The organism is Stenotrophomonas sp. 99219_Sma (assembly GCF_056480785.1).
Genome location: NZ_CM151117.1, coordinates 2,046,106 through 2,061,396, shown reverse-complemented (window position 1 = coordinate 2,061,396; position 15,291 = coordinate 2,046,106). Strand labels below are relative to the sequence as shown.

Here is a 15,291-nt window from a genome sequence, read left to right as displayed (position 1 = left end):
TCCGGCGGCCCCTTGGAAGTCGCTGCTCGGACCGGGCGGCGTCACCTTGGCTCGACTCTCCGGCACACCACCCCCATGACCCGACGCCACGACATCGACGCCCTGCGCGTGTTCGCCTTCGCCCTGCTGATCCTCTATCACACCGCCATGGCCTATGTGGACGACTGGGGCTTCCACCTCAAGAGCGTGCACACGGCCGAATGGCTGCAGTGGCCGATGGTGTTCGTCAATCGCTGGCGGATGTCACTGCTGTTCCTGATCTCGGGCATCGCCATCGCGCTGATGCGACCCGAAGGCAGGTTGCTGCGCTTCGCCTGCCTGCGCACCTGGAAGCTGCTGTTGCCCCTGCTGTTCGGCATGTTCGTGATCGTACCGATCCAGCCGTACTGCGAAGGCGTGTCCAACGGCCATGTGGCACCGGGCTTCGGCCACTTCCTGCTGCGCTACTGGCAGGTGCGGCCCTGGCCGGAAGGCAGCTTCGCCGGCTGGCAGTACGGCATCACCTGGAACCACCTGTGGTACCTGGCCTACCTGTGGAACTACACCCTGGCGCTGGCCCTGTTGATGCCATTGCTGGGAACGACAGTAGTGCGCGGCGCGATGGCACGCGTTGCAGCCTCGCCCGCGCTGCTGATTGGCATTCCGTTCGCCCTGTTGCTGGCCTGGGTGATCTGGCTGGAGCCGATCTATCCGTCCACCAATGCCCTGCTCGGCGACTGGTACCAGCACGCGAAGTACGCCACGGTGTTCCTGGCCGGCTACCTGCTGAGTCGCGAGCCACTGTTCTGGGAACGGGTGGTGGCCCTGCGCCGCACCACGCTGTGGCTGGCACTGGCGGCGGTCGGCTGGTACATGGGCCTGCGCATCCTTGGCCAGGTGCTGGCGGCCGATTCCCCCCTGCGGCAATGGCCCGAACCGTTCTGGGACCTGCAGGTCCGGACCAGCCAGTCGCTGTACGTCTGGACCGTGCTGCTGGCCATCCTGGGCTGGGGAAAGGTGTTCCTTGATCGCCCGTTCCGCTGGCTGCGGTACTGCACCGAGGCCATCTATCCCTGGTACATGCTGCACCAGAGCCTGATCATCGTGCTGTTGTTCTGGCTCAAGCCACTGCAACTGGGCCCGTGGATGGAACCGGCCCTGCTGCTGGCCGGTACCATCGGCGGCTGCCTGCTGATCCACGAGCTGCTGATCCGCCGCTCGCGCTGGCTGCGGCCGCTGTTCGGCCTCCGTGCCGATCCGCCAGCGTCGCCGATTGCACGCGCCGCAACGGCGCGCTGAGTTCGGTGCCGTTGTAGAGCCGAGCCCGCGCTCGGCTGCTTCTGCCGTGAGCCGAGGCTCGGCTCCACCTTGAGGCAGTCGAGCAAGCTCGACTCTACAAAAGCCCGGGATCGATCATTTCACCTCGAACTCGCCCACCAGCACGGTCTCGGCGCGGTCCTTCAGCCGCATCGTGACCATCTGGTCCTTCTGCTTCGGCGTGCCCCAGTGCGTGGTCAGCCGCAGCATCAGGGTCGTCGCACCGGTCACCAGCTGCTGGCGGCTGCCGAAGTAATTGGCCTCCACCTTGTACTTGCCGGGCTTGGCATTGCGCAGCGAGAACTGCTCGGGGCCATAGCCGCCGGTGAAGTCCTGCGACATCTGCCCGCCTTGGTAGGTCAGGCGGTTGCCGTAGTACGCGCGCTCGCCGTTCGGGTCGGTCACCCACAGGTCCATGTCGCTGTTGTCGGCATCCCACGACAGCACCACGCGCAGGTCCAGCGGCATCGCCTGCAGCAGGCGCGGGTCGATGCTGCGGGTATCCAGCCGTGGCGTGCTGCGTGCCACCAGGTTGTTCAGCTCATCCAGCGCGATCAGGGCGATGCCGTCGAAGCGGTTGTCCCACGGCCGCACCACCACCTGATACAGCGGCGCCAACGCCTGCTGCGGCTTGCCCGCATCCGCCAGTGCCAGGCCAAGATCGCGGAAGCTCTGCGGTTCTTCCTGGCCCATCGCCAGCACCTGCTCGAACACCGGCACCGCCAGCGCGGGGGCATCCGCCTGCATCAACCGGTAGCCGAGCACACGCAGCAGGTGGCGGTTGTCCAGGTCCATCTCGGCCAGGTTCGACAGCACGCGCAGTGCAAGTTCGCGCTGGCCCTGCTCCAGCAACAGATCGGCCACATCGAGGAAGAACGCGCTGCTGTCGGCATGTGCATCGCGCTCGGCCAGGTAGCGGTCATACAGTTGCGACGCCGGGCTCTGGCGCAGCCGCCGGGCGATGGCCGAATCCGGCTGCCAGGCCGCCAGCTGGATGCCGAGCTCGCCCTCGTTGGCGGCAGCGGATGCAGCGACAACGCTGCCGGTGAGCGCGACCACATCCAGTGCTTTGTTCGATGCGGACGCTGAGCGACGTGCACGCGCGCTGCTGGCTTCCATGCGTTGCTCGGCGGCGGCCATCGGTGCCGGCGCGGGTGGTGCCGCAGGGGCCGGCGCGGCGAGCATCGCCACCGGCGCCGAGTCCATCGCGTAGTCCGCGGATGCAACTTCCAGCGCCCCGCCCTTCAACTGCGGAGGCGCTCCCTTCGGCCAGCTTCGGTTCCACCACTGCTGGCGCTCCTTCCAACGTGCGGCAACCTGGTCCAGGCGCTGGCGATCGGCAGCGGCGCGATCGCTCACCTGCCGTGCGAAGCGGGCATCGTACTCGGCACGCAGCTTGCCGGACGGGCGGATCGCGTAGCGCAGGTAGTCCTCCAGGGTCTCCAGCACGATCAGCGAGGTGTCCGGTCCGACCAGGCCGAACTGCTGCGACAGCAGTTGCATTGCCTCGCGGTTGCCTCGGCGGTCGGCGCCGAGTTGCTGCAGACGGGCCTGCGCCCACAAGCCGGCCAGCAGCTCACCGTCGTCACGCTTCTGCGTTGCCGGCAGCGCCTGCCATTCACCGCCGCCCACGCGCACCCGCATCGGCACGCCGTCCGCCGCAAGGCGGGCATGCAGCCATAGCCAGCCTTCGGCCTCGCTGCGACGATCGATCACAACATCCTGTACGCCACGGCCCGCATCGACCTGCACGTCCAACGGCGACGACAGCAGTTCGCGAGCGGCCGCATCAACATCCTTGCCCAGCGCGACAAAGCGACCGCCATGCGCTTCGCTCCAGCCGCGCAGGCGCACTACATCGGTTCGCGCACCAGCACTGCTGACCGCGAACAGGCGCTGCTGCGGTGCGAGTGCTGGCAGTGCTTCCGGTCCATAGGTCAGCAGGCCATCGCTGACCAGCAGGTATTCCTTCACGCTCGGTTGCGGCTGCCACTGCGCCAGCGCGCTGGCACCGTCAGGGCGTACGGCCTGCAGTGCTGCACGCAGCTCGCTCCAGTTGCCTGCACGGACACGGAAGCGACGCATCGGTTCGGCACGGTCACGCAGCACGGTCAATGCCACAGTGCCGTCACCCAGCGCTGCGAAATAGCGATCCAGCAAGGCGAACTCACGTGTGCGATCGCGCTGGCCCGCCGAACCGGAACCGTCCCACAGCAGGCCGATTTCGCTGGGAAGCGTGCGCGGCGTGCGGCTGACCGTCACCGGCAGCTGCGCCAGCAGGTAGTGACCATCCTGCCAGGGTGCTACCTGCACCTGTGCCTGACGTGCCGCCGGCAGGCTCCACTGCAGCTGCGCCGGCAACTGCGCGCCCCTGCCCTGCCACTGCAGCCGGCCTGCGTTGATACGGAACGGAGCCGTACCTGCGGTGGCCGCTTCCGGCGCCTGCAGCTTCAGCTCAACCGATGCAGCGCCAGCGGCGAACTGCAGCGGCAGCGTCCACTGCCAGCCCTGGCCGGCGAAGGCCAGCGGTTCGCGAATCACCAGCTGCACGCGTCGGCTGCCACCGGCCGGCAGCGGATAGATGCGCAGGCGGAACTGGTTGCCGGCGGTCTGTTCCAGCAGGCCCGGGTCGACACCGCGGCGGGCGATTTCCTCGAATACCTGGCGGCCACGGTCCTTGGGCACCGGCACGGCGTCACGCAGTTCACCGTTGATGTCCAGCGCGAAGCCCGTGATCTGCTGGCCATCGGCCAGCGGGAACTGCAGCTCGCCCTCCAGCACGCGCCGGTTCGGGTTATGGAATTCGAGGGTGATCCGGGTCTGGGCGACGCCGGCCTGGACCTCGCCTTCGATGCGGGCGCGCTGCAGTTGCACCGGCTGTTCGGCGGCGGGCGCAATCAACAGCGGGGTGGTGGCTTGCGGCCTGGCAATGCGTGGCGACTGAGCGCCGACAGGCCCGGCCGCGAGGGCCAGCAACAACACAGCGCAGCAACGGACGAAGACCATGACAGGGCTCCAGAGGGATCGTGGACATTTGAACGCACGGACAGCCGGAATGGGGTTGGACCGTGCGCGGCTTTTCTTTGCCCCCATCCACAGGCACCATGCCCCACGCTCCCACACGCGCAAGGATGCCGATGCGATTGCCCCTGCTGGCCACTCTGTTGGCACTGGCCTGCCCCCTGACGGCCCTTGCTGCGGCTCCGGCCAAAAGCCTGTATTTCCAGCACCACGACTGGGTCGTGGCCTGTGACAACACCTTGACCTGCCGCGCCGCCGGCTACGCCACCGACGATGACAGCACCCTGAGTGTGCTGCTCACCCGCAAGGGCGGCCCGGATCAGGCCATCCAGGGCCGCCTGACGCTGCAGCCGGAAGAAGGCCAGACCCAGCCCAAGGGCGCGCTGCATCTGCGCATCCAGCAACAGGACCTGGGTGTCCTTGCTCCCTTGAAGAGCGCAGGCAGGCACAGCGTGACTGCTGCGCAGACCAGCGCACTGCTTTACGCATTGGTGCGCGGCGGTGGAATCAGCGTGACCGATGGCGCTGGCCATCGCTGGCCGCTGTCGGACAAGGGTGCCGCGGCGGTACTGCTGAAGATCGATGAGTACCAGGGCCGCCTCGGCACGCCCGGCGCCGTGATGCGCAAGGGCAGCACGCCTGAATCCAGCGTCCCCGCCGCACTGCCGGTGCCGGTTGTGCGCAAGGCCGCTACCCTGGACTCAACTCCGGATGATCCCGCGTTTGCTCGGCTGGCCGCCTCACCCGCCCTGCGCGCAGCACTGCGCGCCACGCTGGAGGACGACAGCTGCGAAGGCCTGCAGGAAACTGATGCCGACGTTCCGCTCAGCAACTCCCCGCTGCAGGTCCGGCGCCTGGACGCGCAGCATGTGCTGGTCACGGTCCCGTGTTGGCGCGGGGCCTACAACATCGGCGATGGCTATTGGGTCGCCAGCCCGCACGCGCCGTTCCAGGCGCAATGGGTGACCAGCGATGCGATCGACTACACCGACGGCCAGATCATTGCCGCGCAGAAGGGCCGCGGCCTCGCTGACTGCATTTCGCACGCAACCTGGACGTGGGACGGGACGAACTTCATCGCGACGTCCGAGGTGGCACCGGGTCTATGCCGGGGCGTGCCCGGTGGCACCTGGGAACTGCCGATGCTGGTCAGCGAGGTCCGCTGACGCCACAGAAAAAGGGGACGGAGGGGATTAAGTCGCAAGTGGCAAACAAGGCACAAGCGACTTAATCCCCTCCGTCCCCTTTTTCATGCAGGCAGGCAGTGCTCGACGATCAGCTGGATGGCGCTGCCGCCACGATAGTCATCGCAGGCCAGTCGATAGGCCAGATGCACATGACGGCCGGGCGCGTTACCGTGCCAGCCGCCGAAGTGGATCGCGTTGATCGTGCTGGGTACGCCTGGCAGGCGCAATTCAAGCTTGAGGTGGCGTTCCTTCAGGACGCGCCAGTTGGCCACTTCGAAGTGGCCATCGAACAGCGGTTCGGGGAAGCCCTGACCCCACGGTCCGGCCAACCGCAGGGCATCGGCGTGGCGATGATCCAGCTCATCTGCGGCCAGTTCGCCATCGCTCAGCACCTGCTGCTGCAGTGCCGCCGGGTCGAGCATTTCCAGCACCACGGCGACGAAGGCGGCCTTGAAGTCATCGACGTGATCCAGCCGCAGGCTGAGGCCGGCCGCCATGGCGTGACCTCCGAAGCGTTCGATCAGACCCGGATGCCGCGCATCGACCAGCGCCAGTGCGTCACGGATGTGTAGGCCGGGAATCGAGCGCGCCGAGCCGCGCAGCGTGTCGGCGCCGGGTTCGGCCGGCGCGAAGGCGATCACCGGGCGATGCAGCCGATCCTTCATCTTCGACGCGACCAGGCCGACCACGCCGGGATGCCAGTCGGCGTCGAACAGGCAGGCCGCCACCGGTCGCTGGCCGGCCATGTCCAGCACCACGCGGGTCAACGCCTGCTCGGCGTCGTCAGTCATCGACTGCTGCACGGCGCGCCGTTCCGAATTGATCTGCTCCAGCGTCTGCGCGATGTCGCGCGCCTGGCGCGGGTCTTCGGTCAGCAGCAGCGCGATGCCCAGCGCCATGTCTTCCAGCCGGCCCGCCGCGTTCAGGCGCGGGCCGAGTGCGAAGCCGATATCGGTGGCGGTCAGTCGCGCGGCATCACGGCCACTGGCTTCGATCAGCGCACGCAGGCCGACACAGCCCTGCCCTGCGCGTAGACGGCGTAGGCCCGCACTGACCAGCGCACGGTTGTTCGGATCCAGTGCCACCAGGTCGGCAACGGTGCCCACCGCCACCAGGTCCAGCAGCGTGGTCAGGTCCGGCCCCTTGCCATCGGCAAAGACGCCGGCCTCGCGCATCTGCCGGCGCAGCGCCATCAGCACGTAGAAGATCACGCCGACACCGGCCAACGACTTGCTGGGGAAGGCATCGCCGTCCAGATTCGGATCGACGATGACATCGGCAGGCGGCAGCTGCGGACCGGGAAGATGATGATCGGTGACCAGCACCTGCCAGCCACGCGCCTTGGCCGCGATGACACCCGCGTGGCAGGCAATGCCGTGGTCGACCGTGACCAGCAGATCCGGCTGCAGCTCGGCCAACTCCTCCACCAGTGAAGGTGACAGGCCATAGCCGTGCACCATGCGGTTCGGCACCGCGTGGAAGACATGCTGCGCGCCGAGCATGCGCAGGCCACGCACACCGACCGCACAGGCGGTAGCACCATCGCAGTCGAAATCGCCGACCACCAGGATGCGCTTGTCGTTGGCGATGGCCTCGACCAGCAGGCCCACTGCATCGTCGATGCCGGTCAGCAGCTCGGGCGCATGCAGGCTGCCCAGCTTCGGCAGCGCCAGCTCCGGGGTACCGGCACCGCGACTGGCGTAGAGCCGCGCCAGCAACGGCAGAGTGCCCTCCGGCCAGTTGGCGGGCGCAACCGCATCGCGGCGGCGGATCGTCGGCGTATCAGAGGAGGGCTGCACGGCATCGGCGGCAAGGGACATCGGCATCGCCGGTTACGAAAGACAGAGGGATGATACCGCGCGTGGGAGAGGCTGGCGGGATTGCGCCCGGCTCCGGCGGTAGTGCCGGCCGCTGGCCGGCAACCCCGGCAAACATCGGGGGTCAGAGCCGTTTTCCCATGGAAAACGGATCCGATCCCGCTCAATCGTGAAGCTGCCGCGGCTTTTTCCAGAACTGCCAGCGCTGGCCACGATCCAGCTGAAACTGCAGGCCATCCTCGAAATCCAGCACCAGTCGCTGCAGCTCGCCGCGTTTCAGCGCGGCCAGCAGTGGCCGGATCGCATCATTGCCGAGCTGCTGCAGGGAGCGCAGCTGGCGCAGGTCGACCAGTGCATCCACCGCCTGCTCGCCATCCACGGCCACGCCCGCCGCCAGAGCCAGGCCCTGCAGCAGGGCATCACGACTGCGCACCTGCGCATGCGCCGTGTTGACCGACACTGGCATCACGCCACCGCCCCAGAACCACAGCGAATTGATCGGCTGTTGTCCCTGCGCGGCGCGCTGCTGGTTCCAGGAATGGTTGTGCAGCAGCACCTGCGCTTCGGTCATGAGCGCCCGCCAGCGGCGACCGCCCTCGCCTTCCGGCAGGTGCGAGAACAGGTCATCGCCCAGCACCTCGTCCGGACTGTCGAAGTCCGGTAGGGCCAGGTCGATCGGAAGCCGCAGGTACCAGCGCGAGGGATCGGGCGCGTCGAGCACGAACCCGGCATCGGCGAACAACGGCTGCAGCACCGGCAGCAGGGCCAGGCTGTCGGCCAGCGTCGGCCGCAGTGTTTCGCCATAGGCCATCATCCGCGCACCGTGCATGTCCGGCACCATGCAGGCCGGATCGGCACGCAGCCAGCACGCGCCGGCAGCATCGCCGACGTCACGCTGGCGGCTCAGTGCGGCCACCGGCCAGTGCGGCGCGGCGACCGTGAAATGGCGCTGCAGCTGTGCCCGCTCGCCGGCTTCGAACTGCGAGGCGTTGGCGCGGCCCAGGGCACGCGCCACGTCATCAGGCAGCGCAGCCGCTGCAAAGCGGCTGCGCGCGGGCAACAGCAGGGTCGCCGTTGCCACCGGGTCAGTCCACGTAGCTGACGCTGACGATCTCGTACTCGCGCTGGCCGGCCGGGGCGTCGATCACGATCGAATCGCCTTCCAGCTTGCCGATCATCGCGCGCGCCACCGGCGAAGAGATGGCGATCAGGCCCAGCTTGATGTCCGCTTCCAGGTCACCGACGATCTGGTACTTCTTCTCTTCGTCGGTTTCCACGTCGGCCAGGGTCACGCTGGCGCCGAACACCACCTTCGAGCCGGCATTGAGCTTGCTCACGTCGATGATCTCGGCGTGCGACAGCTCGCCTTCCAGCTGCTTGATGCGGCCTTCGATGAAGCCCTGCTCCTCGCGCGCGGCGTGGTACTCGGCATTCTCCTTCAGGTCGCCATGCTCACGCGCTTCGGCGATGGCCGCAATGACCTTCGGGCGCTTGACCGACTTCAGGTGATCCAGTTCGTCGCGCAGCTTCTGCGCGCCCTTCATCGTGATGGGGGCTCTCATGCATTCAACTCCTTGTGCAGCTCCTGCAGCGACCAGACGGGGCCGGTGCCGCGGAATTCCAGTGAATCCACCAGCGCCTTGGCGCCGGCAATGGTGGTCGAGTAGGTGACGCGATGCTGCAGCGCCTCGCGACGGATCGAGAACGAGTCGTTGATCGCCGAACGACCTTCGGTCGTGTTGACGATGTAGACGATCTCGCCGTTCTTGATCGAGTCGACGATGTGCGGACGGCCTTCGACCACCTTGTTGATGATCTCGCAGTCCATGCCGTGCTGCTGCAGCCACGCGGCGGTGCCACGGGTGGCGACCAGGCTGTAGCCACGCGCCAGCAGCGCCTTGGCCACCGGCAGAACGCGCTTCTTGTCCGGATCGCGGACCGAGACGAAGGCCTTGCCGACCGGCGGTGCCTTGATGCCACCGGCTTCCTGCGCACGCGCGAAGGCAGCGTTGAAGGTGCGGCCGACGCCCATCACCTCACCGGTGGAGCGCATCTCCGGCCCGAGGATCGGGTCGACGCCCTGGAACTTGGCGAACGGGAAGATCGCCTCCTTCACCGAGTAGTAGTCCGGCACGATTTCCTTGGTCGCGCCCTGCTCGGCCAGGGTCTTGCCGGCCATGCAGCGGGCGGCGATCTTGGCCAGCGGCATGCCGGTGGCCTTGGACACGAACGGCACGGTGCGCGAAGCACGCGGGTTCACTTCCAGCAGGTAGATGGTGTCGGCACCTTCATCGCTGGTCTGGATCGCGAACTGGGTGTTCATCAGGCCGACCACGTTCAGGGCCTTGGCCAGTTCCACCACCTGGCGACGCAGCTCGGCCTGGGTTTCAGCCGACAGCGAGTACGGCGGCAGCGAGCACGAGGAATCGCCCGAGTGCACGCCGGCTTCTTCGATGTGCTCCATCACGCCGCCGATCAGGACGTTGCCCTGGGCATCGGCAATGATGTCGACGTCGCACTCCACGGCATTGTCGAGGAAGCGGTCCAGCAGCACCGGCGAATCGTTGGACACCTTCACCGCGTCGCGCACGTAGCGGGCCAGGTCGGCTTCGCCGTAGACGATTTCCATCGCACGGCCGCCCAGCACGTAGCTCGGGCGCACCACCAACGGGTAGCCGATCTCGCGGGCCAGCAGCAGGGCTTCCTGGTCGTTGCGGGCGATGCGGTTCGGCGGCTGCTTCAGGCCCAGCTTGTCGACCAGCTGCTGGAAGCGCTCACGGTCTTCGGCCAGGTCGATGGAGTCCGGGCTGGTGCCGATCACCGGCACGCCGTTGGCTTCCAGCGCGCGCGCCAGCTTCAGCGGGGTCTGGCCGCCGTACTGCACGATCACGCCCTTCGGCTGTTCCAGTTCGACGATTTCCAGCACGTCTTCCAGGGTCAGCGGTTCGAAGTACAGGCGGTCGGAGGTGTCGTAGTCGGTCGACACGGTTTCCGGGTTGCAGTTGACCATGATGGTTTCATAGCCATCCTCGCGCAGCGCCAGTGCCGCGTGCACGCAGCAGTAGTCGAACTCGATGCCCTGGCCGATGCGGTTCGGGCCACCACCCAGGATCATGATCTTGTCGCGGTTGCTCGGCGCGGCCTCGCACTCGTCCTCGTAGGTCGAGTACAGGTAGGCGGTGCCGGTGGAGAACTCACCGGCGCAGGAATCCACGCGCTTGTAGACCGGGCGCACCTTGTGCGCACGACGCAGCGCGCGGATGGCGGCTTCGTTGGTGCCGGTCAGCTGCGCCAGGCGCGCGTCGGAGAAGCCAGCGCGCTTCAGCTTGCGCAGGCGGGCGGCGTCCAGCGCGTCGATGCCACCGGCAGCGACTTCGGCTTCGGCCGCGATGATTTCCTCGATCTGGTCCAGGAACCAGTGATCGATGAACGACAGTGCGTAGATCTCTTCCACGCTCATGCCGGCACGGAACGCATCGGCGACGAAGAACAGGCGCTCCGGGCCCGGGGCCTTCAGCTCGCGGCGCAGGGTCTGCAGGTCTTCTTCGTTGCTCAGGTCCAGGCCGGTCGGGTCGAAGCCGACCTTGCCGGTTTCCAGGCCACGCAGGGCCTTCTGCACCGACTCCTGGAAGGTACGGCCCATCGCCATCACCTCGCCCACCGACTTCATCTGGGTGGTCAGGCGGGCATCGGCGGCCGGGAACTTCTCGAAGGCGAAACGCGGGATCTTGGTGACGACGTAGTCGATCGACGGCTCGAACGAGGCCGGGGTCAGGCCACCGGTGATTTCGTTCTTCAGTTCGTCCAGGGTGTATCCCACGGCCAGCTTGGCGGCGACCTTGGCGATCGGGAAGCCGGTGGCCTTGGAGGCCAGCGCCGAGGAACGCGACACGCGCGGGTTCATCTCGATGACGACCACGCGGCCGGTCTTCGGGTTGATGCCGAACTGCACGTTCGAGCCACCGGTATCGACGCCGATCTTGCGCAGCACGGCGATGGAGGCATCGCGCAGGCGCTGGTACTCCTTGTCGGTCAGGGTCTGCGCCGGCGCCACGGTGATCGAGTCACCGGTGTGCACGCCCATCGGGTCCAGGTTCTCGATCGAGCAGACGATGATGCAGTTGTCCGCGGTATCGCGGACCACTTCCATCTCGAACTCCTTCCAGCCCAGCACCGACTCTTCCACCAGCACTTCGGTGGTCGGCGACAGTTCCAGGCCGCGGCTGACGATCTCGACCAGCTCTTCGCGGTTGTAGGCGATGCCGCCACCGCTGCCGCCCAGGGTGAAGCTGGGGCGGATGATGGTCGGGTAACCGACGCGGGTCTGGATCTCCAGCGCTTCGTCCAGGGTGTGGGCGACGGCGGCGGTCGGGCATTCCAGGCCGATCTCACCCATGGCGACGCGGAACAGCTCGCGGTCTTCGGCCATGCGGATCGCTTCGCGTTTGGCGCCGATCAGCTCGACGTTGTACTTCTCCAGCACGCCGTTGTCGGCCAGGTCCAGCGCGCAGTTCAACGCGGTCTGGCCACCCATGGTCGGCAGCAGCGCATCGGGCTTTTCCTTGGCGATGATCTTCTCGACCGTCTGCCAGTTGATCGGCTCGATGTAGACGGCGTCGGCCATCTCCGGGTCGGTCATGATCGTGGCCGGGTTGCTGTTGACCAGCACCACGCGGTAACCCTCGTCACGCAGGGCCTTGCAGGCCTGGGCGCCGGAGTAGTCGAACTCGCAGGCCTGGCCGATGACGATCGGGCCAGCACCGATGATGAGGATGGTCTTGAGGTCAGTGCGCTTGGGCATTTTCTTCTCTAAGTCAGTACAGCGTGACAAGGGGGGTGATCGCACGCTGTCGATCAGGAATCTTGATCCGCAGCGCCGCGCCAGCGGCAGCAGCGTTGCGGGGTTTACGGTCCATCGCGACGCCACCGGGGGGCCGGCGGCGTACTGATCACGCCTTGGCCTGCTCCATCAGCACCACGAAGCGGTCGAACAGCGGACCGACATCGGTCGGGCCCGGCGACGCTTCCGGGTGGCCCTGGAACGAGAACGCCGGCACGTCGGTGCGGGCGACACCCTGGTTGGTGCCATCGAACAGCGAGCGGTGGGTCACGCGCAGGGTCGCCGGCAGGGTCGCTTCATCGATCGCGAAGCCGTGGTTCTGCGAGGTGATCATCACCCGGCCGCTGTCGAGGTCCTGCACCGGGTGGTTGGCACCGTGGTGGCCGTGGCCCATCTTCATGGTCTGCGCGCCCGAGGCCAGGCCCAGCAGCTGGTGGCCAAGGCAGATGCCAAAGGTCGGGATCTTCACGTCGATGAAGGTCTTGATCGCTTCGATGGCGTAGTCGCACGGTTCCGGGTCACCCGGGCCATTGGACAGGAACACGCCATCCGGCTTCAGCGCCAGCACTTCGGCGGCCGGGGTCTGTGCCGGCACCACGGTCACTTCGCAGCCACGCTCGGCCAGCATGCGCAGGATGTTGGTCTTCACGCCGAAATCGTAGGCCACGACCTTGTACTTGGCCGGCACGCTGACGAAGGCGTTGGCATCCAGGTCCAGCTGGCCCTCGGTCCAGGTGTAGGTCTTCTCGGTAGTGACGACCTTGGCCAGATCCATGCCCTTCAGCCCCGGGAACTTGCGGGCAGCTTCCAGTGCCTTTTCCACGTCGATGTCACCGGCCATCAGCGCACCGTTCTGCGCGCCCTTCTCGCGCAGGATGCGGGTCAGCTTGCGGGTGTCGATACCGGCGATGGCGACCACGCCACGCTGGATCAGCCAGTCCTGCAGCGACACCTGGCTGCGCCAGTTGCTGGGACGGCGGGGAACATCGCGCACGATCAGGCCGGCCGACCACACCTTGGACGCTTCATTATCCTGGTCGGTCATGCCGGTGTTACCGATATGCGGATAGGTCAGCGTGACCATCTGCCGGGCGTAGGACGGGTCGGTCAGCACTTCCTGGTAGCCGGTCATGGCGGTGTTGAACACCACCTCACCGACGGACAGGCCGGGCGCGCCTACGGATTCGCCCTCGAATACGGTGCCGTCTTCGAGGACGAGGATTGCGGCTTGGGTCACGGGAATCTCACTTTGGCTACCGAGGGGGCTGCCGAAGTCACGCCTGCGCTTCACGGAAATCCGGTTGCAAAAAAGCGCGGACGTGCGGTCTGGGACCGGTCCGGCTTTCGTGATTCGGCGAGTGCGAATTGTAGCGCTGCCGGGGCGCTCGCGCCAGCGGTTATCGCACTTCATGAACAGGCGATTGCGCATTCATTTCAATCCGGCGGCGTATGCGGGCCGCCATGACCCTGGTAGACGCCAACCTTGGTTGGCGCTTCCCGGAAAGCCTGCCAACCAAGGTTGGCATCTACCATCGGCCTGGACCGTTACCGGGGGCCGTCCAGCAGGTCCCGCACCCGGTAGCTGCCCGGGGCCCGGCCCTGCAGCTGGCGGGCGGCGAACAGGGCGCCGCGGGCGAAGATGTCGCGGTTGGTGGCCCGATGCACCAGCTCGATGCGCTCGCCCAGACCGGTGAACTGCACCAGGTGCTCGCCCACGATGTCACCGGCACGCAGGCTGGCGTAGTGCGGCTCCGCCCCGCCCCGTTGCGCAGCCGCGCCCAGGGTCAGCGCGGTGCCCGACGGCGCGTCCTTCTTCTGCGTGTGGTGCGATTCGACGATGTCACAGTCCCAGCCGGCCAGCGCCTGCGCCGCGCGCTCGACCAGCTCGTCCAGTACCGCCACGCCCAGGCTGAAATTCGACGCCCAGACCAGCGGGATGGACGCCGCCGCGGCCTCCAGCGCCTGCCGCTGTGTGCTGGAGATGCCAGTAGTGCCCGAGACCAGGCCCGCACCCCGCTCCACGCACAGCGCCAGCATCGGGTCGAAGCCCTCCGGCAGGCTGAAGTCGATCGCCACATCGAACACCGGCGCGCCAGGCAGTTCGCTGGCGCCGAAGAACGGCACGCCGTCGACCACGCGCTGTGCCGGCGCACGGCCGGTCACTGCAGCCACGATCTGCAGGGTTTCGGGATGTTCGGCGGCCAGCCGCAGCAGGGCCTGGCCCATGCGCCCGGAGGCACCGTGAATGAGCAATCGCAGGGGAGTCTGGTTCATGCCTGCAGGCTAGCGGCAGCACGCCCGCTCCGGCAAGCGCCATCGCTGCTACGCTGCATGCCCTTTCATGCAATGGATGGCAGCTCCTTCATGCAGATCAGCGAACAGCTGGTGCTGGTCACTGGCGCCGGTCGCGGCCTTGGCCAGCACATCGCCCGCGCCTTCGCCGCCCAGGGCGCCCGCGTCATCATCAACTACCACCGCAGCGAGGCCGGCGCACGCGCGCTGGCCAGCGAGCTGGGTGGCCAGGCGATCGCGCTGCCGGCCGATGTCACCGACCGCGCCCAGGTCGATGCGATGCTGCAGCACGCGCTGGCCCACTTCGGCCAAGGTGTCACCACCGTGGTCAACAACGCGCTGGCCGCTTTCTCGTTCAATGGCGATGCCCGCGACGGCGCCGCGGAAATCGGTTGGCCGGCATTCCAGGCGCAGTTCGAGGGCAGCGTGCATGGCGCGCTGAACACCGTGCAGGCCGCCCTGCCCGGTATGCAGGCCCGCCGCTTCGGCCGTGTGATCAACATCGGCACCAACCTGTTCCAGAACCCGGTGGTGCCCTACCACGACTACACCGCCGCCAAGGCCGCACTGCTGTCGCTGACCCGCACCCTGGCCGGCGACCTCGGCCCGCACGGCATCACCGTCAACATGCTGTCCGGCGGCCTGCTGCGCACCACCGATGCCAGCGCCGCCACACCCGAAGCGGTATTCGACTACATCGCCGCCAACACCCCACTGCGCAGCGTCACCACCCCGACCGAATTCGCCGATGCCGCGCTGTTCTTCGCCAGCCCGTGGTCACGCGCGGTGACCGGCCAGAACCTGGTGGTGGATGGCGGACTGGTGCGGGACTGAGCCG

The 15,291-nt window shown here is 67.3% G+C and carries 10 protein-coding genes; 3 read left to right on the top strand and 7 right to left on the bottom strand.

The genetic code is table 11. The annotated features are described in order from the left end of the window. Positions 1 to 75: 75 nt before the first annotated feature. A complete protein-coding gene (locus tag ACZK13_RS09490; protein ID WP_180837614.1) occupies positions 76 to 1,278 on the top strand; it encodes an acyltransferase family protein in 1,203 nt (400 codons plus the stop codon). A 114-nt stretch (positions 1,279 to 1,392) separates the two neighbouring features. Here ACZK13_RS09490 and ACZK13_RS09485 read toward each other — a convergent pair whose 3' ends face one another. After that, positions 1,393 to 4,302 carry a VIT domain-containing protein gene (locus ACZK13_RS09485; RefSeq protein ID WP_253144522.1) on the bottom strand — a complete coding sequence of 970 codons (2,910 nt, stop codon included), beginning with the start codon at positions 4,300 to 4,302 and terminating at the stop codon, positions 1,393 to 1,395. 131 nt (positions 4,303 to 4,433) lie between these two features. Here ACZK13_RS09485 and ACZK13_RS09480 point away from each other — a divergent pair, with 131 nt between their 5' ends. Beyond that, on the top strand, positions 4,434 to 5,483 hold the full coding sequence (locus ACZK13_RS09480; RefSeq protein ID WP_253144519.1) for a DUF1176 domain-containing protein: 1,050 nt from the start codon (positions 4,434 to 4,436) through the stop codon (positions 5,481 to 5,483). An 83-nt stretch (positions 5,484 to 5,566) separates the two neighbouring features. Here ACZK13_RS09480 and recJ read toward each other — a convergent pair whose 3' ends face one another. From recJ to ACZK13_RS09450, 6 genes are all read right to left on the bottom strand, one after another. Beyond that, positions 5,567 to 7,324, bottom strand: coding sequence for a single-stranded-DNA-specific exonuclease RecJ (gene recJ, locus ACZK13_RS09475; protein WP_253144516.1), 1,758 nt, complete (start codon positions 7,322 to 7,324; stop codon positions 5,567 to 5,569). A gap of 160 nt (positions 7,325 to 7,484) precedes the next feature. Further along, entirely contained in the window at positions 7,485 to 8,402 is a 918-nt protein-coding gene (locus ACZK13_RS09470; RefSeq protein ID WP_180837618.1) for a phosphoglycerate mutase, read from the bottom strand. A 4-nt stretch (positions 8,403 to 8,406) separates the two neighbouring features. Beyond that, positions 8,407 to 8,871 carry a transcription elongation factor GreA gene (greA, locus tag ACZK13_RS09465; RefSeq protein ID WP_026347191.1) on the bottom strand — a complete coding sequence of 155 codons (465 nt, stop codon included), beginning with the start codon at positions 8,869 to 8,871 and terminating at the stop codon, positions 8,407 to 8,409. Between the two features lie 8 nt (positions 8,872 to 8,879). Next, on the bottom strand, positions 8,880 to 12,122 hold the full coding sequence (gene carB, locus ACZK13_RS09460; RefSeq protein ID WP_032128799.1) for a carbamoyl-phosphate synthase large subunit: 3,243 nt from the start codon (positions 12,120 to 12,122) through the stop codon (positions 8,880 to 8,882). 148 nt (positions 12,123 to 12,270) lie between these two features. Then, positions 12,271 to 13,398, bottom strand: a complete 1,128-nt coding sequence (gene carA, locus ACZK13_RS09455; protein ID WP_032128798.1) for a glutamine-hydrolyzing carbamoyl-phosphate synthase small subunit — start codon at positions 13,396 to 13,398, stop codon at positions 12,271 to 12,273. A gap of 308 nt (positions 13,399 to 13,706) precedes the next feature. Continuing rightward, a complete protein-coding gene (locus ACZK13_RS09450; RefSeq protein WP_346485321.1) occupies positions 13,707 to 14,387 on the bottom strand; it encodes a 4-hydroxy-tetrahydrodipicolinate reductase in 681 nt (226 codons plus the stop codon). A 138-nt stretch (positions 14,388 to 14,525) separates the two neighbouring features. Here ACZK13_RS09450 and ACZK13_RS09445 point away from each other — a divergent pair, with 138 nt between their 5' ends. After that, on the top strand, positions 14,526 to 15,287 hold the full coding sequence (locus tag ACZK13_RS09445; RefSeq protein ID WP_430541967.1) for a 3-oxoacyl-ACP reductase: 762 nt from the start codon (positions 14,526 to 14,528) through the stop codon (positions 15,285 to 15,287). Positions 15,288 to 15,291: the final 4 nt, after the last annotated feature.